We start from the raw sequence: 23430 nt of genomic DNA on the forward strand, positions 1-23430 counted from the left end.
CCTTTGTAGAGCCGAGCATGGGCTCGGCTCTACACAAAGAAAAACGGCGGGGTTTCCCCCGCCGTTTTCGTTCTCTTATTTCAGCCCGCGGAACTTCAGCAGCGGTTCCACCGACGGGTCCTTGCCGCGGAAATCGCGGTACAGAGTCGACAGCTCCACGCTGTTGCCGCGCGAGAGGATCTTGTCGCGGAACTCCTGGCCATTGGCCGCGGTCAGGCCACCGTGTTCGGTGAACCACTGGTAGGCGTCATGGTCCAGCACTTCGGCCCAGAAGTAGGCGTAGTAACCGGCCGAGTAACCGCCACCCCAGATGTGGTCGAAGTAGGTGGTGCGGTAACGCGGCGGCACCTGCGGCAGGTCGACCTTGAACTTCTTCAGCGCACTGGCTTCAAAGGCGCCGACATCCTGCAGCGGCGCATCGGCCTTCTGCGTGTGCCAGGCCAGGTCGAGCAGTGCGGCCGACAGGTACTCGGTGGTCGCATAACCCTGGTTGAAGCTGCGTGCCTTGAGGATCTTGTCGACCAGTTCCTGCGGCATCGCCTCGCCGGTCTTGTAGTGCTTGGCGTAGTTCGCGAACACCTTCGGATCCAGCGCCCAGTGCTCGTTGAACTGCGACGGGAACTCGACGAAATCACGCGAGGTGGCGGTGCCGGCAATCGACGGGTACTTCACGTTCGAGAACATGCCATGCAGTGCGTGGCCGAACTCATGGAACATGGTGGTGACGTCGTCGAAGCTGATCAGCGCAGGCTGGCCGGCGGCCGGCTTGGTGAAGTTGCAGACGTTGTAGACCACCGGCTTGGCACCGGTCAGGCCGTCCTGCTCGACGAACACGTCCATCCAGGCGCCGCCGGACTTGCTGTCACGCTTGAAGTAGTCGGTGTAGAACAGGGCCAGCGAGGTGCCGTCCTTGTCGAACACTTCGTACACCTTCATGTCCGGGTTGTAGGTCGGAATGTCGGTACGCGGCTTGAAGGTGATGCCGTACAGCTGGGTGGCGGCGTAGAAGACGCCGTTCTGCAGCACGTTGTCCAGTTCGAAGTACGGCTTGATCTGCGACTCGTCCAGATCGTACTTGGCCTTGCGCACCTGCTCGGCGTAGAAGTCCCAGTCCGAGGCAGCGACCTGGAAACCACCCTTCTGCGCGTCGATCACCTTCTGGATCTCGCCGGCCTCGGCGCGCGCCTTGGCGGTGGCGGCCGGCACGGTGTCGGTCAGCAGCTTGAGCGCGGCAGCCGGGGTCTTGGCCATCTGGTCGCCCAGCTGGTAGTCGGCGAAGGTGTCGAAGCCGAGCAGCTTGGCCTTCTGCGCACGCAGCTGGGCCAGGCGCTGCACGGTCTGCCGGGTGTCGTTGGCATCGCCACGCTCGGCGCGGGTTTCAGAAGCCTTCAGCACGGCGGCGCGCTGGTCGCGGTCGCTCAGCGAGCCGAGCACCGGCTGCTGGGTGGTGTTCTGCAGCGGCAGCAGGAACTTGCCATCCAGCTTGCGTTCCTTGGCGGCAGCCGCAGCGTTGTTGATCGCATCTTCGTCCAGGCCGGCCAGCTTGGCCTTGTCATCGACAACGACGGCAGCAGCGGCGGTGGCGGCCACCAGGCGGGTGTGGAACTGGGTGGAGAGAGTGGTCTCTTCCACGTTGAGCTTGCGCAGGGTCGCCTTGTCGGCGTCGGACAGCTGCGCACCGGCGCGCACCAGACCGTCGTAGTAGTGCTCGACGAGGCGCTTCTGCACCGGGTCCAGCTCCAGCGTGTCACGCTGGTCGTACAGCGACTTCACGCGCGCGAACAGCTTCGGATCGAGGTTGATCTCGTCCTGGTGCGCGGCGAGCTTCGGCGCCACTTCTTCCTGGATCTTCTGGCGCGCATCGTTGGTATCGGCCTGGACCAGGCCGAAGAAGATGCGCGACACGCGATTCAGCGTCTCGCCGCTGCGCTCCATCGCCACGATGGTGTTGTCGAAAGTGGCCGGCTCGCTGCTGTCAGCGATCTTGCGCACGTCGGCCAGGTGCTGGCGCATGCCTTCTTCGAAGGCCGGCAGGTAGTCGCTGTCCTTGATCTTGTCGAACTGCGGCGCCTGGAACGGCAGCGTGCTGGCGCTCAGCAGCGGATTGGTGGAGGCTTCGGCCGGCTGCTGGGCCTGGGCTTTCTGGGCATCGGACACGGGGGTGGACTCCTTGCCGGAACAGGCCGCCAGCGCCAGGCTGATGGCGGCGGCCAGGACTACGGTACGCGACATGTAAAACGCTCCTTGGGCAGACGGTATGGGATACCAGCCCTCCACCCTACTCCTGTCGCGCTCGCCCGGCATGTGCCGGACGTGGCGTCTATGCGGCGGCCTGCGCCCGGCTCAGACCGTACCGCGGGTCTTGCCGATCCAGGGCCGGTAGAACTCGCGGATGGCGGCCATGTCGGCGGCGTCATCGCCGGTCGGCGTGAACAGCGGGCCGATGCCGATGGTCTTTTCCGGGTAGTGGAAATACGCGGCCAGGATCGGCACGTCGGCCATCCGCGCGATCTTCAGGAAGCCGGCCTTCCAGTCCTTCACGGCCTTGCGGGTGCCCTCGGGCGTGATGGCGAACCACATCTTCTCGTTGTTGCGCAGCAGGTCCACCGCCTGGCCCACCGTGCCCTGCGGCGAGCTGCGATCGAGCGGGATCACGCCCAGCTTGTGCAGCAGCGGGCCGAGCGGCCACCAGAACAGCGATGCCTTGCCCAGCACCTTCACCTTCATGCCCAGCGCGATCTTCGCGGCCATGCCCCACAGGCCGTCCCAGTTGGACGAATGCGGGGCGATGATGAAGACCAGCCTGGGGATGTCAGGCAGGGTACCGGTCACCTTCCAGCCGCCCATGCGCAGGGTGCAGCGCGCCAGCCAGCGCAGGAAGGCGTTGGGTTTGACCTGCGGCATCTGCGGCGGCACGGCCGGCAGCAACGAAGTCGGGTTGTTCAAGCAATCACTCCCAGTCACGTGATGAGCGCCCGCGCTTGATCTGCGCGCGCCCGCGTTTGGCGTCCAGACGACGCAGTTTCGACCCGAGGGTCGGCTTGGTGGCCTTGCGCGGCTTGGGCACGCTCAACCCGGCCTGGATGAAGGCCGCCAGCCGATCGCGCGCATCCTCGCGATTGCGATCCTGGGTCCGGAATCGTTGCGCATCGATGACCAGCACGCCTTCGCCGGTCATGCGCCGGTCACGCCGCGCCAGCAGGCGGGTGCGCAACGGTTCGGGCAACGAGGGCGAGTTGGCCACGTCGAAACGCAGTTCCACCGCGGTGGAGACCTTGTTGACGTTCTGGCCACCGGCGCCACTGGCACGCACGAACCGCTCGACGATCTCGCCGTCGGGGATTTCAAGCTGCGCGCTGATGGTGACCGGTCCACTGCCCATCCGCGCATTGTAGCGGCAGCCACGCACCGGAGTGCGGCATCGCGCCCCGTATGCCGCCGATCAGGTACCGAACACGCCGCCTTCGCCTTGGCTGCGGGTATGCTGGCCGTCCCATGTACCGCAGGAAGCCCGCATGACCCGCACCGCACCCGCCCTGCCGTCCCTGCTGCGCCGCGCCGCCCTGCTGCTGGCGCTGGCCGTGGCCAGCGTCCCGGCCCTGGCTGCGCCGCCGACCGATGGCGACATCAACCGCCTGCTGTCCGCCTCGCGCGCGCAGAGCATGATCGACACCATGCTGCCGCAGATCGAGGCGATGCAGCAGCAGCAGTTCCAGCAGGTGGCCGCGCAGCGCCAGCTCAACGCCCAGCAGCAGGAGCAGCTGAAGCGGATCCAGGCGCGGACCAGCCAGACCCTGCGCCAGGCCCTGTCCTGGCAGCAGCTGCGGCCGATGTACGTGGACCTGTACAAGAAGACCTTCAGCAAGGAAGACGTGCTGGCGATGGCCGAGTTCTACGAGAGCGCGGCCGGCCAGAGCCTGCTGGACAAGACCCCGGCGCTGATGCAGAACGTGATGGTGGCGATCCAGGCGCGCATGCAGCCGCTGTTCGCGGACCTGCAGAAGGATCTGGAAGCGATCGTCAACGAGCCGGAAAAGAAATGAGGTAGTGCCGGCCGCTGGCCGGTTCCCCAGTACATCTTGAATCGCGTAGCTGCCGGCCAGCGGCCGGCACGACCGTCAAACGGTATCCACCTGCCAGCCGAACAGGTCCAGTGCCTTCTGGAACTCACGGTCCAGCGGCGCGCGCACGTCCACGGTGCCGCCCTCCGGATGCGGGAATCGCAGGCGCTCGGCGTGCAGCAGCATGCGGTGCACGCCCTGCATGCGGAAGATGCGGTTGTGGCGACCATCGCCGTGGCTGGTGTCGCCGATCATGTGATGCGAGAGGTGCTTGAGATGCCGGCGGATCTGCCGGAAGCGCCCGGTCTGCGGCTGGCAGCGCAGCAGCGCATAGCGCGAGCTGGTGAATTCACCGACCGGCACCGACAGCTCGCCGGTGGCCAGGCGCTGGAAGTCGGTGATCGCCGGCTTTTTCACCGGCTTGCCCGGGCCACCGTCCAGATCATGATCGACCTGCCAGGCGAGCTCGGCCGGCCAGCCCCGGCAGACCGTCAGGTAGTCCTTCAGCACTTCGCCGCCCATCAGCGCCTTGCCCAGCGCGCTGGCGGTATCGCGGTCGAAGGCCAGCAACAGGCAGCCACTGGTGGCCCGGTCCAGGCGATGCACGAGGAAGATCGGGCGGCCCAGCTGCTCGCGCAGGCGGTCGGCCAGGAAGTCGTCTTCGCCACGGGCCAGCTTGCTGTCGTGGACCATCAGCCCGGCAGGCTTGTTGACCACGGCCAGGCGTTCATCCAGGTGCAGCAGCTGCAGGGGCGCGGTGTCGGTCTCGACCGCGGCGAGGGTATCGGGTTCGGTGCTCACGGCAGGATTATCGGGGCTGGGCATTGAATGGGGTAGAGCCGGCCGCTGGCCGGCTGCCTCCGGGCAGTCGGATGGCTGCGGTTGCCGGCCAGCGGCCGGCACTACCGGATCAGACGCGGGCAACGCGGCAGTCAGGCGTTGCGCACGGCCAGCAGCTCGCCATTGCCCACCGGCACCAGGCTGGTGCTGAAGTCCGGATCAGCGTCCAGCAGCACGCGCAGCGGCTGCATCTCTTCCGCATGTGAGGTGGCGTTGTCCACCACCAGCAGGCCACCCGGGCGCAGCACGCGGCGCAGCTGTGGCCACCAGCCGGCGTACTGCCCGCGGTCCGAATCGAGGAACAGCAGGTCAATGCTGGCATCGGCGGCCTGTGCCAGCCACTGCCCGGCATCGTCGTGGACCAGCGTGATGCGATCGGCCAGGCCACTGCGCGCGAAGGTGTCACGTGCCATCGCCACCTTGTCCTCGGCGTACTCCAGCGTGGTCACGTGGCCGTCGATGGCGGCGGCGGCCTCGGCCAGCCATAACGTGGAATAGCCGTTGGACGTACCGATTTCCAGCACCCGGCGAGTGTTGCCGAAGCGCACCAGCACCAACAGGAATTCACCGGTCTCCGGCGTGATGTTGAGCATTCGTCGGCCGCGCTCGCTTTCACGTGCGTCGTTGTCGGCGCCGAAGCGGACCAGTTCGTCCTTGAGTGCCTGCAGCATGGGGCCTACTTCCACCACGCGCGCAGCAGCGCCACTGCGCCGACCGCACCGGACAGCCAGCTCCACGCCGGCACGTCGCCCCAGTACCAGCCCGGCGGCTGCAGCACATACATCAGTGCAGCGATGGCCAGCAGGCCGACGCCGGTGATCGCGCCGACCGCATGCTTCTGCAGGCGCTGCACGCTGGCATCCAGTGCGGCCAGGTCGCGCGAACGCATCGACAGTTCGTGGCGGCCTTCCACCTGCTGGGTCAGCCAGGCGTGCACCAGGCGCGGCATGTCCGGTGCATGGGTCATGATTTCCGGCAGGCGCTTGCCGATCTCGCGTACCACCCGGCGCGGGCTGTAACGTTCGCGCAGGATCTTTGCCAACACCGGCTTGGCCACCGCCCAGATGTCGATCTGCGGGTCGAGCTGGCGGCCGACGCCTTCGATGTTCAGCAGGGTCTTCTGCAGCAGGATCAGCTGCGGCTGCAGGGTCAGCTGGTAACGCTGGGCCACGCGGAACAGCTTCATCAGCACTTCGGCCAGCGAGATCTGCGACAACGGCCGGGTGAAGTACGGCTCGCACACCGAACGCACGGCGGCCTCGAGGTCATCGATGCGCACGTTGTCCGGCATCCAGCGCGCCTGCACGTGCAGTTCGGCAATGCGGCGGTAATCGCGGTTGAAGATGGCCATGAAGTTCTCGGCCAGGTAGTACTGATCTTCCTGCGAGAGCTGGCCCATGATGCCGAAGTCCAGCGCGATGAAACGCGGGTTGGCCCGGCGCGCTGGATCGGTGTCGACCCAGATGTTGCCGGCGTGCGCGTCGGCATGGAAGAAGTTGTCGCGGAACACCTGGGTGTAGAACACCCGCACGCCCTTGGCGGCCAGCGCCTTGCGGTCGATGCCGGCCTTGTCCAGTGCGGCGATGTCATCGGACGGGATGCCCCACACACGCTCCAGGGTCAGCGCGCGCTCTGCGGTGTGGCTCCAGATCACTTCCGGCACGTACAGATCGTCGCTGTTTTCCCAGAAGCGGCGCAGCACGCTGGCATTGGCGCCTTCGCGCTGCAGGTCCAGCTCGGCAGCCAGGGTGTTCTCGACTTCGGCCACCACTTCGCGCGGGCGGATCTTGTCAGCGCGCGGATGGGTGCGCTCGACCAGGGCGGCGAGCGAGTTGAGCAACGCGATATCGGCGTCGATCTGCTTCTCGATGCCCGGGCGCAGCACCTTGACCACCACCTGCCGGCCATCGGCCAGCGTCGCTGCGTGCACCTGTGCGATCGAGGCCGAGGCCAGCGGTTCGGTGTCGAAGCTGGCGAAGGCCTCGCTGACCGGCAGGCCCAGCGCTTCCTCGACGATGCGGCGTGCGGTCTCACCATCGAACGGCTTGACCCGGTCCTGCAGCAGGGTCAGTTCATTGGCCACGTCCGGCGGCACCAGGTCGCGGCGGGTGGACAGGATCTGGCCGAACTTGACGAAGATCGGGCCCAGATCCTGCAGCGCCAGGCGCAGGCGCGCACCGCGCGACTGTGCGGCGATGTCGGCCGAGGCGCGCGGCACGAACGGCTTGGCGAGGCGCAACCAGCGCTCGGCCGGGGTGCCCTGCAGGAGGTCGTCGAGGCGGTAACGCAGGATCACCCGGCCGATGCGGCTGGCGCGCAGCACGGCCTTCATGCGGCACCCCGCAGGCGCTGCACGCGTGCACCGAGACGTTCGACGTCATCGCGCAGCACGTCCACATCGTCGTGGAAGGCATCCAGTTCAGCGCGCGGTACCACGTCGCGCGATTCCTCGGTGATGAACTCGGCGGCGCTGTGGGCCAGGTCGATCGCGCCCTGGCGCGCATGCTGCAGGGCGCTGCGCAGGGTGTTGGCCACCTGCACGCCCAGCACGTCGCCGAACACGCTGACGAACGGCTGCTGCCAGTCCGGGTCGAAGCCCTTGGCCAGCTGCTGCAGACGACGCGCCAGTTCGGCATCACCGGCCACGCGCACGCGACCCTTGCCGTTGTTGTCGGCGCGCCGTGCGTTGGCCAGCAGCGGCAGCTGCGCGAGCACGCCGGCCAGGCTGCTGCGCACGGCCAGATCGGCCTCCTGCGCGTCCACCGGGCCGACCTGCAGCTGGTCGCCATCGACGCTGATGCGCATCGCCAGCGAGGGCGCTTCCAGGGTCAGATCGATGTGCCGGCCGTCGAGACTGGCCAGTGCATGGCGGGTATCCGGATCCAGCGCCAGCGCGCGGTTCAGGGCGATCTGCAGGGCGCGGCCAGCGACCGGCTTGAGGGACTTGAGCAGGGAGAGAGCCATGTGCGCATTCTACCTGCGTGGGTGGTGGGCTTGGGCCGGGCTGCCACCCGGCACCCGCAGAGGCAACGGCAACGGCAACAGCCGAAGCAACAGCAACAGCGGGCATTCCGTGGGTTGGGGGGGTGGGTCCGGTGGCGGGGGACGCCGTAAACCCATCCATGGGGGCTTGGCCGCGGCATCCATGCCGCGGACACCCCCGCAACCGGACCCACCCCGCCTTCGACAGGTTCCTGCGATCTGTCAGGCTATCCGGGGTCGGATCCCGTTGCTGCGCAACGGGCTCTGACCCCCTATTGATGGGCCATGGAGGACGCTAGATCCACGCCATGCGTGGATGGATTTCTGGTTCATCTGTGCCTCACGCGGAGGGCCGATGAAGGTTCATGCTATGAGGCCACGCAACGCACAGGACATCGCAACACCATGGCACGGACCCGGGTCGGCATCATCTTCGGGGGCAAGTCCTCCGAGCACGAAGTTTCGCTGCAGTCGGCGAAGAACATCCTCGATGCGCTCGATCGCGAGCGCTTCGAGCCGGTGCTGGTCGGTATCGACAAGCAGGGCCAGTGGCATCTGAGCCAGCCGGATACCTTCCTGATCAATGCCGATGATCCGTCGCGCATCGCGCTGCATCGGTCCGGTACGTCGCTGGCGGTGCGCCCGGGTGTGGAACAGGCGCAGCTGCAGCCCTCCGATGCGGCCAGCGCGCTGGGCCAGATCGATGTGGTGCTGCCGATCGTGCACGGGCCGCTGGGCGAGGACGGTGCGCTGCAGGGCCTGCTGCGCATGGCCAACCTGCCCTTCGTCGGTTCGCCGGTGCTGGGCTCGGCGGTGGCGATGGACAAGGACGTGACCAAGCGCCTGCTGCGTGACGCCGGGCTGAAGGTTGCGCCGTGGCTGTGCATCAGGCGTCACCAGGCCGCTGACGTCGATGTCGATGCGGTGATCGCGCAGCTCGGCCTGCCGCTGTTCGTGAAGCCGGCCAACCAGGGTTCGTCGGTGGGTGTGAGCAAGGTCAAGGATGCGGCGAGCTTCGCCGCGGCACTGGCATTGGCGCTGCGCTACGACCACAAGGTGCTGGTGGAATCGGCGGTGGCCGGCCGTGAGATCGAGTGCGCGGTGCTGGGCAACGAACAGCCGCAGGCCAGCCTGTGCGGCGAGGTGGTGGTGCACGACGAGTTCTACGCCTACGACACCAAGTACATCAACGAGGATGGCGCCGAGGTGGTGGTGCCGGCGGACATCGATGCCGCAACCCAGGCGCGCATCCAGCAGATCGCGCTGCAGGCCTACCAGGCGCTGGAGTGTGCGGGCATGGCGCGCGTGGACGTGTTCCTCACCGCAGACGGTGAGATCGTCATCAACGAGGTCAACACGCTGCCGGGCTTCACCCGCATCAGCATGTACCCGAAGCTGTGGGGCGCCAGCGGTGTGGACTACACCACGCTGATCACGCGCCTGATCGAACTGGCGCTGGAGCGCCATGAAGCTGATCGCGGATTGCACAGCGCCGTGTAGGGGCGCTCTGTGTCTCTGTAGAGTCGAGCATGGCTCGACTCTACAGAGAGGGCGTGCCGGCCAGCGGCCGGCACTACCCTGCGGTCTTCTAGCCGCGCTTGCGGAACATCGAGATCACCGCCAGCACCAGGAAGATCACGAACAGGATCCAGGCGATGTTGCTGGCGGCACCGGCGATGCCGGAAAAGCCGAGCACGGCGGCGATGATGGCGATGACGAAAAAGATGACGGCGTAATGCAGCATGGCGCTCCTCGCAGATGTCCGGGCCGTTGGATGGCGTGGGTCCATCCTCCCGATCTGGCGGTGTGCAGCCAGTGATGGCGATCTATGCAGCAGATGAAGCCTTCAGCCTGCGCAGTCCTTCTTCGATGCTGACCTGCGGCACGTAGCCGAAGTCACGGCGCGCCGGCTCCATGCTGTACCAGTGCGGCGTGCACAGCTGCTCGGCCAGGAAGCGGGTCAGCGGCGGCTCACCACGCAGGCGCAGCAGCGGCCACAGCCGCTCGCAGACCGCGCCGATGCGATAGGCGGTCTTGAAGCTGATCGCCTTGTCCACCGTCGGCGCACCAACGGCGGCCAGCAGCTTGTTGACCAGCTCGCGCATCGGCAGTGGTTCGCCGTTGGAAATGAAGTAGGCCTTGCCCGCACACGCGGCGCCCGGCGCCAATGCTTCGAAAGCGAGGAAGTGCGCGAGCGCGGCATTGTCGATGTAAGTGGTATCCACCTTGTTGTTGCCATCACCCACCAGACGCAGGCGCCCCTGCCGCGCACGCTCGGCCAGCCTCGGCACCAGCTGTTGGTCGCCCGGGCCCCAGATCAGGCGCGGGCGCAGTGCCACCGTCGCCAGCGAGGCATCGTTGGCGGCCAGCACGCGCTGTTCGGCGATCGCCTTGGTGGCCGCATACGGTGCCTGGAAGTCCTCGCCGTATGGCACCTCGTCAGCCCCCAGGCCTTCCACCGGATGGGTAGCGCGGTGGGTCACGCTGGGCGTGGAGGTGTAGACCAAGCGACTGATGCCGTGCGCGCGGCAGGCCGCGAGGACGTTGTCGGTACCGACAACGTTGGCCTGGTGGTAGCTGTCATAGCTGCCCCAGGCGCCGGCCTTGGCGCCGTTGTGGAATACCGCATCGACGCCGGCCACTGCATGCAGCACCGCCTGCGCATCGGCCAGATCGCCACGGATCTGGCCCACGCCCATGGCCTGCAGTTCCGGATAGTGGCTGCGGTTGAACGCCAGCACCTGGTGGCCACGTTCGACCAGCCCGCGGCACAGCGCCTGGCCAAGGAAACCACCACCACCGGTGACCAGGATCTTCATGCGCGCTTCTCCAGTTCGGCGCTGGCCCAGACGGCGAGCTTCTCGCGGCCGATCTTGGCGTTGTGACGGATATCGACAGGGAACGCGGGATGCATCAGTACGTGCTGCAGGTTCGCCTCGGGCAATCGCAGGGTGGCCTGGGCGCGCAGCGCCTCGCGCAACGCCGGACTGTCGCTCTGGCCACGCTGCAGTTCCACGCACAGCACCGGCACCTGCGCACCCGCCGGGCCAACGCCAACCAGTGCCGTGCGCGCCACGCCGGGCACGGTGTTGAACACCGGCTCGACCTGTTCGGTGTACAGCGGCCCCTGCGCGGTTTCCACGCGGTGGGTCTTGCGACCGCAGAACCACAGGCGGCCCTGCGCATCGAAGTAACCCACGTCACCCATGCGATGCACCACGCGCGTGCTGCCATCGGCCAGCGTCTCGCGGATCTTCGCCGCCGCGGTGGCCTGCGGACGGTTGAAGTAACTGTCGGTGGCGGTCGGTCCCGCCACGGTGATCTCGCCCACCTCGCCGGTGGCCAGCACACGCGCCTGCGACCAGTCAGCCAACGGTGCGTCATCGATGGCGATGATGCGCACCTCGTTCGGCGCCACCACGCTGCCCACGCAGGTCCCGGCGCCGGCCTCGGTGGCCGCGCGGGTACGCTCCAGCTCGCGTCCCTCCACCACCGCCACCGGCAGGCACTCGGTGGCCCCGTACGGGGTCCAGAACTGCGCGTCGGCGGGCAGCAGGCTGCGGATGGTGGCGACCACATCCGGCGGCACGGGGGCGCCGGCCGAGGTCACCCGGGTCACCGTCGGCAACGGCCGGCCGTGACGGGCCAGCACCCGCATCAGCGCAGGCGAGCCAAACAGTTGGGTCACGCCGAAGCGCTGGATGGCGTCATGCAGGCGTGCCGGGTCGGCCTGTGCCGGCCGGGTCGGGTCCATGTCCGGGATCACCGAGGTCAGGCCCAGCGCCGGGTCGAACAAGGCAAACGGCGGGAAGGTCGGCAGGTCCACCCCGCCCGCTTCCATGCCGAAGGCGCTGCCCAGCAGCTGGATCTGGCCGACGAAGTGGCGGTGGCGGTAGACCACGCCCTTGGGCACGCCGGTGGAGCCGCTGGTGAACAGGATCGCGGCCATGTCCTCGCCATCGGTGGCGGCCAGCATCGGCCCCCCGTTGGCGCCGGCGCGCTCCAGCGCAGCCAGGGAGGTCCCGCCCCAGCCGAGGCGGCGGCCGACGGTAACCAGGCGGGTCGCCGAGGGCGCCCAGCGCAGCACCAACCGCGCCACGTGCGCCAGCGGAATGCCAATGAAGGCCTCCGGCTGCGCCTCGTCCAGGCACTGCTTCAGTGCGCGCTTGTCGATGCCCGGGTCGACCAGCACCGGCACCGCACCCAGTTTGAACAGGGCAAACATCAACAGGAAGAACTCCGGCGACGGCCGCACCATCACCACCGTGCGCACCCCGCGGCCGATCCCGTAGCCGGCCAGGCCAGCCGCCATGGCGTCGCTGCGGGCGTCCAGCTGGCGGTAATCCAGGGTCACGTCGTAGGCGGCCATGCCGTTGCCGGCGCCACGGCGGCCCGGGCAGCGGATGGCGATCTGGTCGGGTCGTTCACGCGCCAGTTCAGGCAAACGGGCGGCAATGTTGCAGGGTCGGTTCATCCGTTCATTGTCGCCGCTTACGGAATTTCTTGCGCGGCGGCCCACTTCGTGGAAAATCCGCACCTTCGTTCCTGATTCCGACTGCCGCCCGAGGCGGCTTGCCCATGCAACATCCCTGCATGACCTGCGGCGCCTGCTGCACCCAATACCGCGTGGCCTTCCACTGGATGGAATCGGACGAGGTCACCCCCGGCGGCGTACCGCACCAGCTGACCGAGGTGCTGGACCCGCATCGCCTGTGCATGCGCGGCACCCACTCCAAGCCGGTGCGCTGCGTGGCGCTGGATGCGCAGATCGGCGTGTACTCACGCTGCACCATCCACCCCAACCGGCCCAGTGTGTGCCGTGAGGTGGATGCGTCGTGGGAGTACGGCAAGGCCAGCCCGCAGTGCGACAAGGCGCGCATCGCCTACGGCCTGGATCCGCTGACCCTGGCCGACTGGCGCTGGCGCGACGCGGCCGACAACGACGACGACCATCCAGACGACAACGGCAACAGCCCGTCGCCGCAGGCACCGGTCGCGGCGTAGGGGTAGCGCCGGCCGCTGGCCGGCAACCTCATGAACCCGGCGCGCATTGCGCGCTTGCCGGCCAGCGGCCGGCACTACCGGGATCCGATCAGAGCGGGTTGGCGTCCAGGAACGCGCGGATTTCCGGCACCAGCACTTCGTGCTTGTCTTCCAGTACGTAGTGGCCGGCGTCCTCGAAGGCATGCACCTGGGCCTGCGGTAGCGCGGCCTGGAAGCCCTTCAGGAAATGGTGGTCGAACACGAAGTCGCGCAGGCCCCAACCGAGGAAGGCCGGGCGGTCGGCGAACGACGGCAGCGCCTTGCCGGCCCGCTCCAGCAGCGACCAGGCCTTGTCGGCCGGCGACAGCGGGATGTCCTGCATGAAACGGATGGTGCTGATGCGGTTGGCGTAGCTGTTGTATGGCGACACGTAGGCGCGGCGCACATCGGCCGGCATCTTGCGCTCCACGCCCAGCCGCGAGGCGCCGGACGAGAACGCGTTGAAGGTGCGGATGATCCACTCGCCGATCTTCCAGTGGCGGCCCAGCGCGATCTGCCACGGCATCGTCTTTGCCGCCGGCATCGGGAACGCGGCGGTGTTGAGCACCACCAGGCGCTTCACCTGGTCGTGGTGCGACAGCGCCCAGCCGAAGCCGATCATGCCGCCCCAGTCGTGCACAGCCAGCGTCACCGGGCCGGTGATGCCCAGGTGCTTCAACAGCGCGTCGAGATCGTCCACGCGCGACTGCAGGGTGTATTCGTAGCGGCTATCGTCCGGCTTGTCCGACAGGCCCATGCCGATGTGGTCCGGCACGATGCAGCGGTACGTGTCCGACAGGCCGGCCACCAGCGTGCGCCAGTAATAGCTCCACGACGGGTTGCCGTGCACCATCACCACCACGTCGCCATCGCGCGGGCCTTCGTCGAGATAGTTCATCGACAGGCCGGGGCGAACCTCGAAGCGCTGCGGGTGGGCGGGGTAACCGGGAAGATCGCGCATGCGGAGCACCTAAGGAGAGTCGCGGCGCAATGTAGAGCCGAGCCGATGCTCGGCTGCTCTCCGGTCCGCTGCGGAAGAGCCGCGCTGCGCGCGTGAGCCGAGCATGGCTCGGCTCTACAGGAGGTCGGGCAGCGGGCTGCTTACCAGACCACTTCAGCCATCGAGCAGTTCAGGCCCGAGCCGATACCCAGAAGCGCGATGCGATCGCCCTTCTTCAGCTTGCCCAGCTGCTTGAGCTTGCTCAGCACGATCGGCACCGAGGCCGGGCCGATGTTGCCGTGCTCACCGAAGATGGTCATGACCTTCTTCGGGTCGATGCCGAAGTTCTTGATGAACGCAGCGGTGTGCGGCTGGCTGACCTGGTGGATCACGAACTGGTCCAGCTCTTCCACAGCCCAGCCCAAGGCGATCTTGGCGGCGGTGAAGGTCTTCTGGGCCAGCTTGATGCCTTCGATCAGCAGCAGGCGGGTATCGGTGACCATGCGGTCCAGGTTGCCCAGGCACAGCTGGTTCCACTCGGTGGCCGAGCGGGTCACGCCGCCCTTGTAGCGCGGTGCGTCCGGCACCAGCTCCGAGCGCGCCATCACCATCGCGGCGGCACCCGAACCGGTGGTCAGGGCAGCCAGCTCGTTGCGGAAATCGTCAGCGGTGACGTCCGGGGCGGTCATGCGCTCCAGGGTCTTCTCGTACACCAGGTTGGCGGTCTCGCCATCCACCACCAGCGCGTAATCGATGTCGCCGCGCTCGATCATGCGCGCCGCGATATCCATGCCGTTGATGAAGGCCAGGCAGGCATTGGCGACGTCGAAGGTCATGCACTCGTCGCTGACGCCGAGGTTGCCCGACACGATGGAGGCCGTGGACGGCTCCAGGTAGTCGCGGCTGACCGAGGTGTTGACCAGCAGGCCGACCTGCGTCGCATCGATGCCCGCGTCTTCCAGCGCCTTGCGGCCGGCCATGGTGGCGGCATCGGACGCAAGCACGCCGTTGTCCCACAGGCGGCGGGCATGGATGCCGGCGATATCGCCGAGCACGTCGGTGCGGATACCGAGGCGATCCAACGTCGGCTGCAGCCGCTCGTTGATTTCCTTGGTCGTCAGCGTGTGCGGCGCATCAACGTGTGCCAGGCCGGCGATCGAGACATTCTTGAAGAGCATCGAGGTTAGCGCCAAGGCTCAGGCAAAAGGGGGCGCTATTCTATAACCCCCGGGGCCTTCACCGCATCTTTACGAATTCAGGCTTGGCCGTATGGTGAAGCGTTCAGCGCGGCGGGCACTGGAAAGCGGCGAAGCGCTGGCTGCCATCGGCCGGAGCGGCGGCGGCCTGCACGGCATTGGCACCGGCGCTCGGCGCCTCGTTGCGGGCCAGGGTTTCCAGCTCTTCCTGCACGCGCAGCGGGTTGCGGTTGTAGAAGCCGACCTTGCTCTTCACGGTGACCACCACCTCGCCCTTGGCGATGCAGCCAGCCGGAACCGGGCCTGCCGGCAGTACGCGGGTCGCCTTGCCGGCCGGTTCGATCGGCACCCAGGTACAGGCGGTGACGGTGAGCAGCAGGGAGGAAAGCAGCAGAACGCGCATGGGCAGATCCTGGAAGGGTATGGGGGGATTCTGCCTGAACAGCCTGAATCGGGGGTAGCCGGTGGGGGTCGGATCCCCCGCAGGGGGCTCTGACCCCGCCTTCGGGTCACGGAGTTGCCGGCCAGCGGCCGGCACTACCGGGGGGGCCGGCCCGCCACAGGGCGGGCCGGGTAGTGCCTTACTTCTTCACCGGGTTGCCTTCGGCGTCGATCACCGTCACCTCGCCCAGGTTCAGCGCACGCACGGCCGCTTCGGTCTGCTTGAGGTCACCCACCACCACCCAGGTCAGCGCCTGCGGCTTGATCTCGGCGGCCGCCTGCTGCACCTGCGCCGGGGTCATCGCCTCGATCTCGGCCTTGCGACGCAGCACGTAGTCATCCGGACGCTTGAACTGCACGATCGAACCGATGGTCGACGCCACCGCGCTGGCGGTCTCGTAGGCACCGGGCAGGCTCAGGGTCTGGATGTTGCGGATGCGATTGACCTCGGCGGCGGTGGCCGGCTTGCTGCCGTCGGCGAACGCGGCGATCTCCTTGCGCATTTCCGCCAGCGCCGGGCCGGTCTTGTCGATCTGCACCGGCGCGCTGGCCATCCACGGGCGCTGGCCCACCGAGTTGGTCGCACTGCTGCGCGCGCCGTACGACCAGTGCTTGTCCTCGCGCAGGTTCATGTTCAGGCGCGAGGTGAAGTCACCACCGATCACGCCGTTGGCGATATCGAAGCGGGTCGAACTGGCGGCGCTGGACGGCGGCACCACCTGGCCGGCGAACAGGTTGGCCTGCACCGCACCCGGCTGGTCGATCAGGAACACGCGCGGGCCCTTCGGCAATGCGACGTCGGTGGCGGCCTTCACCTGCGGGGCATCGCCCGCAGCCTTCCAGTCGCCCAGCTGCTTGTCCAGCAGCGGCACGATTTCCGCCAGCGTGGTGTCACCGACCACGATCAGGGTGCCGTTCTGCGGGCGCAGCCAGTCGTGGTGGAAGTCGACCAGGTCCTCGCGGGTCAGGCCGTTGATTGCCGCTTCGTCGCCGCTGCCGGTGAACGGAATGGCGTACGGGTGGCCCTTGCCGTACAGCAGCGGCGGCAGCACGCGCATCGCCACCGCGCCCGGGTTCACCTTCTCCTGCTGGATGCCGGCGATCCAGGTCGCCTTGACCCGGTCGATCTCGCCCTGCTCGAAACGCGGTTCGCGCAGCAGGTCGCGGTACAGCGCCAGCGACGGGGCCAGGTTCTCCTTCAGCGCCGACAGGTCCACGCTCATCGAATCCAGGCCGGCCGAAGCATCCAGGCTCGCGCCCAGCGCGTCGGCGGCATCGGCGAAGGCCAGCGAACCGAGCTTGCCGGCGCCTTCGGTCATCAGGCTCATGGTGAAGTTGGCGGTGCCCGGCTTGCGGCCCTGGTCGGCGCTGAAGCCGCCCGGGAACTGGTAGCTGAACTGCACCACCGGAATCTCATGGCGTTCGGCCAGGATCACCTGGGTGCCGTTCTTCAGCGTGGCGCGCTGCAGTGCCGGGAACTTCAGCTGCGGGAACTCGCGGGTCTGCGGCACGCCAGCCTTGCGGTCCACCTGCTCCGGCAGAGTGCTGTACTTCGGGTCCACCGCCGGCACGGTGAACGGCTTCGGCGTCTGGCTCGGGTCTTCCTTCAGCGCCACGCGCTCACCCGGTGCGATCACCAGGGTGTGGCTGCCCTTGTCCAGCCACTGTGCACCCAGGCGGCTCAGATCGGCGGCACTGGCCTTCTCGATGTTGGCCAGCGAGGTGCGGAAGCAGCCCGGGTCGCCGGTGAACACCGCGCACTCGGCCAGCGCATCGGCCTTGCCACCGAAGCCACCGATGCGCTCGATGCCACGGATGAAGCCGGCGCGGGCGCCGGTCTTGGCGCGCGCCAGCTCGGCCGCGGTCGGGCCCTGCTTGATCAGGCGGTCCAGTTCCTCGTCGATGATCTTCTCGACCTTGGCCGGGTCCTGGCCCTGCTTCACGGTCGCCACGATCACGAAGTTGGAGCCCAGCTGCGACGTCGACAGGCCCGAGCCGATGCTGTCCACCAGCTTGTCCTGGTGCTGCAGGCGCTGGCTCAAGCGCGAGGACTTGGCGCCGCCCAGCACTTCGGAGAACAGCTGCAACTGGTCGATGTCGGCGGTGCCGACCTGCGGCACGTTCCAGGCACGGTAGATGCGTGCCTGCGGCACCTTGTCGGTCATCGTCTCGCGGGTATCGGCACTGCGCTTGGCCACGTTCACCGCCGGCTGCGCCATGGTCGGGCCAGCGGGGATGCTGCCGAAGTACTTGGCGACTTTCTCCTTGGCGGTGGCCAGATCGATGTCACCGGCCAGCACCAGCACCGCGTTGTTCGGGCCATACCAGGTGCGGAACCAGGTCTTCACGTCGTCCAGCGAGGCCGCGTTGAGATCGTTCATCGAGCCGATCACGCCGTGGTGGTACGGGTGGCCGACCGGATACAGCGCCTTGTTGATCTGGTCCCAGGCCTGGCCGTAGGGCTGGTTCTCGCCCTGGCGCTTCTCGTTCTGCACCACGCCGCGCTGCTCGTCCAGCGCAGCCTGGTCGATCGCACCCACCAAGTGGCCCATGCGGTCCGACTCCATCCACAGCGCCATGTCCAGCGCGGTGGTCGGCACGTTCTCGAAGTAGTTGGTGCGGTCGGTGTTGGTGGTGCCGTTCTGGCCGGTGGCACCGACCTGCTTGAACGGCTCGAAGTACTCGCCGTCGTGGTTTTCGCTGCTCTGGAACATCAAGTGCTCGAACAGGTGCGCGAAGCCGGTGCGGCCGGCCGGTTCATCCTTGCTGCCCACGTGGTACCAGACGTTGACCGCGACGATCGGTGCCTTGCGATCGGTGTGCACGATCACGCGCAGGCCGTTGGGCAGGGTGAACTGCTCATACGGGATATCGACCTTGGCCGGTGCCGCCGGCTTGGCGGCCAACACAGGAGTGGGCGCAAGCGAGCCCAGGGCGGTGCTGAGGGCGACGGCCAGCAGTGCAGCGCGCGGGCGAAGGGCGAGAGACATATCCGGATCCTTGGTCACATAGGTGAACCCCGATCCTAGCCTGCGCACGCAGCGGCAGGAATCGGTCGGCAGTCACTGGGGGTGTTTGCCCCTGTGCACCATCCGCGGTCGCGCGCCGCCGTGTCCTGGGCGGTCACATGCACCGGCAGCCATCGTCCGGACAGTGTCCGCGGCACATCGAGTGGACAGGTGTCCGCCCACCGGACACTTCTCGGTCAAACAAAAACCCTTGCAAATCAACAACTAAAAGTTGGCACGGGGATTGCTTGGTACTTCCTGCGCCAAGAAGGGCTTCAGACGAAAGCTGACTGAAGACTGAACAAATGCAGGAAACCGAAAATTTTCCTTGCAAGCCCAGAATAGGTGTACTACCTTACTACCACACCACTGATCACCAACACTAAACAGGCCCCGTCATGAACGCCAAGACCATTGCCATCGCCATCGCCCTGATCGCCGGCACCGCGGTTGTTTCGTCGGTGCAGGCCTCCGAATCCATCAAGACCCTGTCCACCGTGCAGGTCCGCCCGGCCGCCGACCAGCTGGCCCAGCAGGCCTGGGAACAGGCCAGCGGCATCCCGACCCTGGCCACCGTGGAAGTGCGCCCGAGCGCCGACCAGCTGGCCGAGCGCAACGGCTACGTCGCCGCCCCGGTCGCCGCCGCGATGCCGATCACCACCCTGGCCTCGGTGGAAGTGCGCCCGAGCCTGGAACAGCGCGTCGCCCTGGCCGCCGAGCTGGAAGCGCAGCGCTACGCCGCCACCCTGGCTGCCGCTGCCACCAACGTCGCCAACTCGGTCATCGTCAACCTGCCGGCCCTGCAGGTGCGCCCGAGCGCCGCCGACCTGCAGGCCCTGGCCACCGAAACCGCCCAGGTCCTGCTGCGCCCGTAACCGGTGCCGCCCTGCCCCGTGCAGGGCGTGCGCCGTAAAGGCGGCGGTCGTCGCAGGTACACTGCGCCGATGAATGCCGCGCCCCAGTTCCACGTGATCCTGTTCCAACCGGAAATCCCGCCCAACACGGGCAATGTGATCCGGCTCTGCGCCAACACCGGCGCGCAGCTGCACCTGGTCGAGCCGCTCGGCTTCGCACTGGAAGACAAGCAGCTCAAGCGCGCCGGCCTGGACTACCACGAGTACTCGCGCCTGCAGGTGCACCCCGACCTGGACACCGCGCTGGCGCGGATCGCACCAAAGCGCCTGTTCGCCCTCAGTACGCGTGCCAGCGTCCGCTATGACAGCGTGGCGTTCGAAGACGGTGATGCCTTCCTGTTCGGCCCGGAAAGCCGCGGCCTGCCGCAGGACGTGCTCGATGCCTTGCCCGATGGCCGCCGCCTGCGACTGCCGATGCGGCCGGACAACCGCAGCCTCAATCTTTCCAACACCGTGGCCGTGGTGATGTACGAAGCCTGGCGCCAGCATGGGTTTGCCGGCGGGGCGTAAACCGCCTCAGGTGGGTGTGGACCGCTCTGGTGGGCACGGACCGCTTCTGGTGGGTGCGGACCTTGGTCCGCACCGATGCCTGGTCGCGCGCTGAAGGAATGTGCCAACCAAGGTTGGCACCTACCAAAGGCAGGTCCAGGCAGCCGCCGAGAACCTCTGATGGCTGTGGATCGCTTCTGGTGGGTGCGGACCTTGGTCCGCACCGATGCCCGGTCGCGCGCTGAAGGAATGTGCCAACCAAGGTTGGCACCTACCAAAGCACATCCCAGGTGGCCGTGGCAGGTGCCATGTGCAGTCGATCCACGCCATGCGTGGATGGTGTTCCCCGCACCGCCTAGAACGCGTTGATCCCCGTCAGCTCGCGGCCGATCACCAGCTGGTGCACGGTCTCGGTGCCTTCATAGGTGATCACCGATTCCAGGTTCAGCGCGTGCCGGATCGCCACGTGTTCGGTGGTGATGCCGGCCCCACCGAGCAGATCGCGACACTCACGGGCGATATCAATGGCCATCCGGCAGTTGTTCCACTTGGCAAGGCTGACCTGCTGCGGCTGCAGCTGGCCGGCCTCCTTCAGGCGGCCCAGCTGCAGCGCCAGCAGCTGCGCGGTGGTGATGCGGCGGGCCATTTCGGCCAGCTTGATCTGCGCGCTCTGCGTGGCCGCCAGCGGGCGACCGAACAGCACGCGTTCCTTGGCATAGCCCAGCGCTTCATCCAGGCAGGCAATCGCGGCACCGATCGGGCCCCAGCTGATGCCGTAGCGGGCCTGGGTCAGGCAACCCAGCGGGCCCTTGAGGCCCTTCACGTTCGGCAGGCGATGGCTGTCAGGCACGCGCACGTCATCGAAGAACAGCGCGCCGGTCAGCGACGCACGCAGACTCATCTTGTGCTTGATCTCCTGCGTGGTGAAGCCGGCCATGCCCTTTTCCAGCACGAAGCCCTGGATGCCGTCTTCGGTCTGCGCCCAGACGATGGCCAGGTCGGCCACCGGGCCGCTGGTGATCCACATCTTGCTGCCGCTGATGCGCCAGTCGCTGCCATCGCGCACCGCGCGGGTCTTCATGCTGGCCGGATCGGAACCGCCGTGCGCCTCGGTCAGGCCGAAGCAGCCGATCAGCTCACCGCGCGCCATCGCCGGCAGCCACTGCTGGCGCTGTTCCTCGCTGCCGTAGGCATAGATCGGGTACATGCACAGCGAGCTCTGCACCGAGACGAAGCTGCGCAGGCCCGAATCGCCGCGCTCCAGCTCCTGGCAGATCAGGCCATAGCTGACCGCGCCCAGATCGCCGCCGCCGTATTCGGCCGGCAGGGTGGCGCCCAGCAGGCCCAGCGCGGCGATCTCCGGCACCAGCTCTGAAGGGAAGCGGGCCTGGTCGAAGGCATCGCCGATGATCGGCAGCACGCGCTCGTTGGTGAAGCGGGCGACGCTCTCCTGCACCGCGCGCTCTTCCTCGTTGAGCAGGGAACGGACATCGAACAGATCGTACGGATGCAAAGCCATGGCACTCACGCGCAGTCAGGACCCGGCCATTGTCGGTCATCCGCAAGCATCGCGTCTGGTAGGTGTGGACCTTGGTCCACACGGAAGCGGGTCCGGGCGGTGAAACACTGTGCCAACCAAGGTTGGCACCTACCTGGCCACGCGCATTACGCTGCACCGCAGCAATCATGACGTGAACATCGTCGATCTAGCTCGATCACGCGCGGCCCGGTACCCTGACACATTCAAACAACCGTTTCGCTCGTGGCTGCACGCGCGATTCCCAGGCAACCGCCGGTGGCCCCGATGCCGGCACTACCCACGAGTCATGCAATCGATGAGCGCTGAAGCCAACGCCCTGCCCCCGCGTGAAGTAATGGAGTTCGACGTGGTGATCGTCGGCGCCGGCCCCGCCGGCCTGGCCACCGCGATCCGCCTGCGCCAGCGTGCGATCGAAGCCGGCCGTGAACTGTCGGTGTGCGTGCTGGAAAAGGGCTCCGAACCGGGCGCGCACGTGCTGTCCGGCGCGGTGATGGATCCGCGCGCGCTGACCGAGCTGTTCCCGGACTGGGCCGAGCGCGGCGCACCGCTGAAGCAGAAGGTCACCCGCGACGAATTCCTGTTCCTCAGCGAAACCGGCGCACGCAGCACGCCCAATGCGCTGCTGCCGGAGTGCTTCCACAACGAAGGCAACTACATCATCAGCCTGGGTGAAGTGACCCGCTGGCTGGCGCAGCAGGCCGAAGCGCTGGAAGTGGCGATCTTCCCCGGCTTCGCCGCAGCCAAGGTGCTGTACGGCGACAACGGTGAAGTGATCGGCGTGGCCACCGGCGACATGGGCATCGAGAAGGACGGCAGCATCGGCCCGGCGTTCGAACGCGGCATGGCGCTGCAGGCCAAGTACACGATCTTCGCCGAAGGCGCACGCGGCCACCTCGGCCGCCAGCTGATCGCGCGCTACAAGCTGGACGAAGGCAAGGACCCGCAGGCCTACGGCATCGGCATCAAGGAACTGTGGCAGATCGACCCGGCCAAGCATGAGCCGGGCCTGGTGGTGCACGCCGCCGGTTGGCCGCTGGACAGCGATACCTATGGCGGCGCGTTCCTGTACCACGCCGACGGCGGCAAGGTCGCCATCGGCTACGTGGTCGGCCTGGACTACAGGAACCCGTGGCTGAGCCCGTTCGAAGAGTTCCAGCGCTTCAAGACCCACCCGTCCATCCGCAAGCACCTGGAAGGCGGCACCCGCATCGGCTACGGCGCGCGTGCGATCACCGCCGGCGGCCTGCTGTCGCTGCCCAAGACCGTGTTCCCCGGTGGCGCGCTGGTCGGCTGCGAGGCCGGCTACCTCAACGCCAGCCGCATCAAGGGCAGCCACGCCGCGATCAAGACCGGCATGCTGTGCGCCGACGCCGCGTTCGATGCACTGGCTGCTGATCGCCAGCACGACGAACTGAGCGCTTATCCGAAGGCCTTCGAAGCCAGCTGGCTGTTCACTGAGCTGCAGCAGGCCAAGAATTTCAAGCAGTGGTTCAAGAAGGGCCAGACCGTGGCCACGCTGATGACCGGGGTGGAGCAGTGGCTGCTGCCGAAGCTGGGCGTGCGCAACCCGCCGTGGACCCTGCACCGGACGATGCCGGACCATGCCTGCCTGGAACCGGCGGCCAAGCACACCCGCATCGCCTACCCGAAGCCGGATGGCGTGCTGACCTTCGACCGTCTCAGCTCGGTGTTCCTCAGCAGCACCAACCACGACGAGAACCAGCCCAGCCACCTGACGCTGAAGGATCCCAGCATTCCGGTGAAGGTGAACCTGGCCGAGTACGCAGGCCCGGAAGCCCGCTACTGCCCGGCCGGCGTGTACGAGTTCGTCGGCGAAGCCGACAACGCGCGCCTGCAGATCAACGCGCAGAACTGCGTGCACTGCAAGACCTGCGACATCAAGGACCCCACCCAGAACATCGTCTGGGTGACCCCGCAGGGCGGCGGCGGCCCGAACTACTCGGGCATGTGATCGCTCCGGGCTGCGACCGCGTGTC

At 67.3% G+C, this 23430-nt stretch carries 21 protein-coding genes; 6 read left to right on the top strand and 15 right to left on the bottom strand.

Annotation, left to right across the window (positions count from 1 at the left end):
• Nucleotides 1–75: 75 nt before the first annotated feature.
• From dcp to arfB, 3 genes are all read right to left on the bottom strand, one after another.
• Nucleotides 76–2232: a peptidyl-dipeptidase Dcp gene (gene dcp, locus VPH47_RS20215; protein WP_368851673.1), complete on the bottom strand. Its 2157-nt coding sequence runs from the start codon at nt 2230–2232 to the stop codon at nt 76–78.
• 111 nt (nt 2233–2343) lie between these two features.
• A complete protein-coding gene (locus VPH47_RS20220) occupies nt 2344–2946 on the bottom strand; it encodes a lysophospholipid acyltransferase family protein (RefSeq protein ID WP_032130468.1) in 603 nt (200 codons plus the stop codon).
• Nucleotides 2947–2950: 4 nt separating this feature from the next.
• A complete protein-coding gene (gene arfB, locus VPH47_RS20225; RefSeq protein ID WP_004153612.1) occupies nt 2951–3382 on the bottom strand; it encodes an alternative ribosome rescue aminoacyl-tRNA hydrolase ArfB in 432 nt (143 codons plus the stop codon).
• A 133-nt stretch (nt 3383–3515) separates the two neighbouring features.
• On the opposite strand from arfB, the gene VPH47_RS20230 reads away from it, so the two are divergent.
• Nucleotides 3516–4043 (top strand): DUF2059 domain-containing protein, encoded by a 528-nt coding sequence (locus VPH47_RS20230; RefSeq protein WP_010487093.1) that lies wholly within the window; start codon nt 3516–3518, stop codon nt 4041–4043.
• Between the two features lie 75 nt (nt 4044–4118).
• Here VPH47_RS20230 and VPH47_RS20235 read toward each other — a convergent pair whose 3' ends face one another.
• The 4 genes from VPH47_RS20235 to VPH47_RS20250 all read right to left on the bottom strand — a co-directional run bounded on the left by VPH47_RS20235 (nt 4119) and on the right by VPH47_RS20250 (nt 7865).
• On the bottom strand, nt 4119–4862 hold the full coding sequence (locus VPH47_RS20235; RefSeq protein ID WP_180854562.1) for a pseudouridine synthase: 744 nt from the start codon (nt 4860–4862) through the stop codon (nt 4119–4121).
• A gap of 131 nt (nt 4863–4993) precedes the next feature.
• On the bottom strand, nt 4994–5572 hold the full coding sequence (locus tag VPH47_RS20240; RefSeq protein WP_153856723.1) for an O-methyltransferase: 579 nt from the start codon (nt 5570–5572) through the stop codon (nt 4994–4996).
• 5 nt (nt 5573–5577) lie between these two features.
• Entirely contained in the window at nt 5578–7233 is a 1656-nt protein-coding gene (ubiB, locus tag VPH47_RS20245) for a ubiquinone biosynthesis regulatory protein kinase UbiB (RefSeq protein ID WP_110710728.1), read from the bottom strand.
• On the bottom strand, nt 7230–7865 hold the full coding sequence (locus VPH47_RS20250; RefSeq protein ID WP_368851675.1) for an SCP2 domain-containing protein: 636 nt from the start codon (nt 7863–7865) through the stop codon (nt 7230–7232). The genes ubiB and VPH47_RS20250 overlap by 4 nt, the downstream gene beginning before the upstream one ends.
• 423 nt (nt 7866–8288) lie before the next feature.
• Between VPH47_RS20250 and ddlA the strand changes: the two genes are divergently transcribed.
• Complete coding sequence (gene ddlA, locus VPH47_RS20255; RefSeq protein ID WP_368851676.1) at nt 8289–9383, top strand: D-alanine--D-alanine ligase; 1095 nt, start codon at nt 8289–8291, stop codon at nt 9381–9383.
• Between the two features lie 88 nt (nt 9384–9471).
• Here the strand turns inward: ddlA and VPH47_RS20260 are convergent, their stop codons facing one another.
• From VPH47_RS20260 to oleC, 3 genes are all read right to left on the bottom strand, one after another.
• A complete protein-coding gene (locus tag VPH47_RS20260) occupies nt 9472–9627 on the bottom strand; it encodes a DUF1328 domain-containing protein (RefSeq protein ID WP_049429804.1) in 156 nt (51 codons plus the stop codon).
• Between the two features lie 82 nt (nt 9628–9709).
• Nucleotides 9710–10702, bottom strand: coding sequence for a 2-alkyl-3-oxoalkanoate reductase (oleD, locus tag VPH47_RS20265; protein ID WP_197611574.1), 993 nt, complete (start codon nt 10700–10702; stop codon nt 9710–9712).
• Nucleotides 10699–12357, bottom strand: coding sequence for an olefin beta-lactone synthetase (oleC, locus tag VPH47_RS20270; protein WP_110710725.1), 1659 nt, complete (start codon nt 12355–12357; stop codon nt 10699–10701). Before oleC ends, oleD begins: the two co-directional genes overlap by 4 nt.
• A 104-nt stretch (nt 12358–12461) precedes the next feature.
• Between oleC and VPH47_RS20275 the strand changes: the two genes are divergently transcribed.
• Nucleotides 12462–12887 (top strand): YkgJ family cysteine cluster protein, encoded by a 426-nt coding sequence (locus VPH47_RS20275; RefSeq protein WP_097048174.1) that lies wholly within the window; start codon nt 12462–12464, stop codon nt 12885–12887.
• 88 nt (nt 12888–12975) lie between these two features.
• On the opposite strand, the gene VPH47_RS20280 is transcribed toward VPH47_RS20275, so the two are convergent.
• The 4 genes from VPH47_RS20280 to VPH47_RS20295 all read right to left on the bottom strand — a co-directional run bounded on the left by VPH47_RS20280 (nt 12976) and on the right by VPH47_RS20295 (nt 18472).
• Complete coding sequence (locus VPH47_RS20280) at nt 12976–13866, bottom strand: alpha/beta fold hydrolase (RefSeq protein ID WP_153856719.1); 891 nt, start codon at nt 13864–13866, stop codon at nt 12976–12978.
• A 140-nt stretch (nt 13867–14006) separates the two neighbouring features.
• Nucleotides 14007–15023 carry a 3-oxoacyl-ACP synthase III gene (locus VPH47_RS20285; protein WP_014035559.1) on the bottom strand — a complete coding sequence of 339 codons (1017 nt, stop codon included), beginning with the start codon at nt 15021–15023 and terminating at the stop codon, nt 14007–14009.
• Nucleotides 15024–15126: 103 nt separating this feature from the next.
• Nucleotides 15127–15444, bottom strand: coding sequence for a DUF4156 domain-containing protein (locus tag VPH47_RS20290; RefSeq protein WP_005407628.1), 318 nt, complete (start codon nt 15442–15444; stop codon nt 15127–15129).
• 178 nt (nt 15445–15622) lie between these two features.
• Entirely contained in the window at nt 15623–18472 is a 2850-nt protein-coding gene (locus tag VPH47_RS20295; RefSeq protein ID WP_110710723.1) for a pitrilysin family protein, read from the bottom strand.
• A gap of 416 nt (nt 18473–18888) precedes the next feature.
• On the opposite strand from VPH47_RS20295, the gene VPH47_RS20300 reads away from it, so the two are divergent.
• Nucleotides 18889–19365, top strand: coding sequence for a hypothetical protein (locus tag VPH47_RS20300; protein WP_014035556.1), 477 nt, complete (start codon nt 18889–18891; stop codon nt 19363–19365).
• 69 nt (nt 19366–19434) lie between these two features.
• Entirely contained in the window at nt 19435–19914 is a 480-nt protein-coding gene (locus tag VPH47_RS20305) for a tRNA (cytidine(34)-2'-O)-methyltransferase (protein WP_005407625.1), read from the top strand.
• A 334-nt stretch (nt 19915–20248) separates the two neighbouring features.
• On the opposite strand, the gene VPH47_RS20310 is transcribed toward VPH47_RS20305, so the two are convergent.
• On the bottom strand, nt 20249–21412 hold the full coding sequence (locus tag VPH47_RS20310) for an acyl-CoA dehydrogenase family protein (RefSeq protein WP_071228793.1): 1164 nt from the start codon (nt 21410–21412) through the stop codon (nt 20249–20251).
• Between the two features lie 316 nt (nt 21413–21728).
• On the opposite strand from VPH47_RS20310, the gene VPH47_RS20315 reads away from it, so the two are divergent.
• Entirely contained in the window at nt 21729–23405 is a 1677-nt protein-coding gene (locus tag VPH47_RS20315; protein WP_368851677.1) for an electron transfer flavoprotein-ubiquinone oxidoreductase, read from the top strand.
• Nucleotides 23406–23430 lie beyond the last annotated feature (25 nt).

Origin of the sequence: Stenotrophomonas sp. WED208 (genome assembly GCF_040984485.1) — a bacterium.
GTDB lineage: Bacteria > Pseudomonadota > Gammaproteobacteria > Xanthomonadales > Xanthomonadaceae > Stenotrophomonas > Stenotrophomonas riyadhensis.

Bases quoted from the DNA above. Each gene is read 5' to 3' on its own strand.
- dcp (WP_368851673.1), bottom strand. From the start codon at position 2,232: ATGTCGCGTACCGTAGTCCTGGCCGCCGCCATCAGCCTGGCGCTGGCG.
- arfB (WP_004153612.1), bottom strand. From the start codon at position 3,382: ATGGGCAGTGGACCGGTCACCATCAGCGCGCAGCTTGAAATCCCCGAC.
- VPH47_RS20230 (WP_010487093.1), top strand. From the start codon at position 3,516: ATGACCCGCACCGCACCCGCCCTGCCGTCCCTGCTGCGCCGCGCCGCC.
- VPH47_RS20240 (WP_153856723.1), bottom strand. From the start codon at position 5,572: ATGCTGCAGGCACTCAAGGACGAACTGGTCCGCTTCGGCGCCGACAAC.
- ubiB (WP_110710728.1), bottom strand. From the start codon at position 7,233: ATGAAGGCCGTGCTGCGCGCCAGCCGCATCGGCCGGGTGATCCTGCGT.
- VPH47_RS20250 (WP_368851675.1), bottom strand. From the start codon at position 7,865: ATGGCTCTCTCCCTGCTCAAGTCCCTCAAGCCGGTCGCTGGCCGCGCC.
- ddlA (WP_368851676.1), top strand. From the start codon at position 8,289: ATGGCACGGACCCGGGTCGGCATCATCTTCGGGGGCAAGTCCTCCGAG.
- VPH47_RS20260 (WP_049429804.1), bottom strand. From the start codon at position 9,627: ATGCTGCATTACGCCGTCATCTTTTTCGTCATCGCCATCATCGCCGCC.
- oleD (WP_197611574.1), bottom strand. From the start codon at position 10,702: ATGAAGATCCTGGTCACCGGTGGTGGTGGTTTCCTTGGCCAGGCGCTG.
- oleC (WP_110710725.1), bottom strand. From the start codon at position 12,357: ATGAACCGACCCTGCAACATTGCCGCCCGTTTGCCTGAACTGGCGCGT.
- VPH47_RS20275 (WP_097048174.1), top strand. From the start codon at position 12,462: ATGCAACATCCCTGCATGACCTGCGGCGCCTGCTGCACCCAATACCGC.
- VPH47_RS20280 (WP_153856719.1), bottom strand. From the start codon at position 13,866: ATGCGCGATCTTCCCGGTTACCCCGCCCACCCGCAGCGCTTCGAGGTT.
- VPH47_RS20285 (WP_014035559.1), bottom strand. From the start codon at position 15,023: ATGCTCTTCAAGAATGTCTCGATCGCCGGCCTGGCACACGTTGATGCG.
- VPH47_RS20290 (WP_005407628.1), bottom strand. From the start codon at position 15,444: ATGCGCGTTCTGCTGCTTTCCTCCCTGCTGCTCACCGTCACCGCCTGT.
- VPH47_RS20295 (WP_110710723.1), bottom strand. From the start codon at position 18,472: ATGTCTCTCGCCCTTCGCCCGCGCGCTGCACTGCTGGCCGTCGCCCTC.
- VPH47_RS20300 (WP_014035556.1), top strand. From the start codon at position 18,889: ATGAACGCCAAGACCATTGCCATCGCCATCGCCCTGATCGCCGGCACC.
- VPH47_RS20305 (WP_005407625.1), top strand. From the start codon at position 19,435: ATGAATGCCGCGCCCCAGTTCCACGTGATCCTGTTCCAACCGGAAATC.
- VPH47_RS20310 (WP_071228793.1), bottom strand. From the start codon at position 21,412: ATGGCTTTGCATCCGTACGATCTGTTCGATGTCCGTTCCCTGCTCAAC.
- VPH47_RS20315 (WP_368851677.1), top strand. From the start codon at position 21,729: ATGAGCGCTGAAGCCAACGCCCTGCCCCCGCGTGAAGTAATGGAGTTC.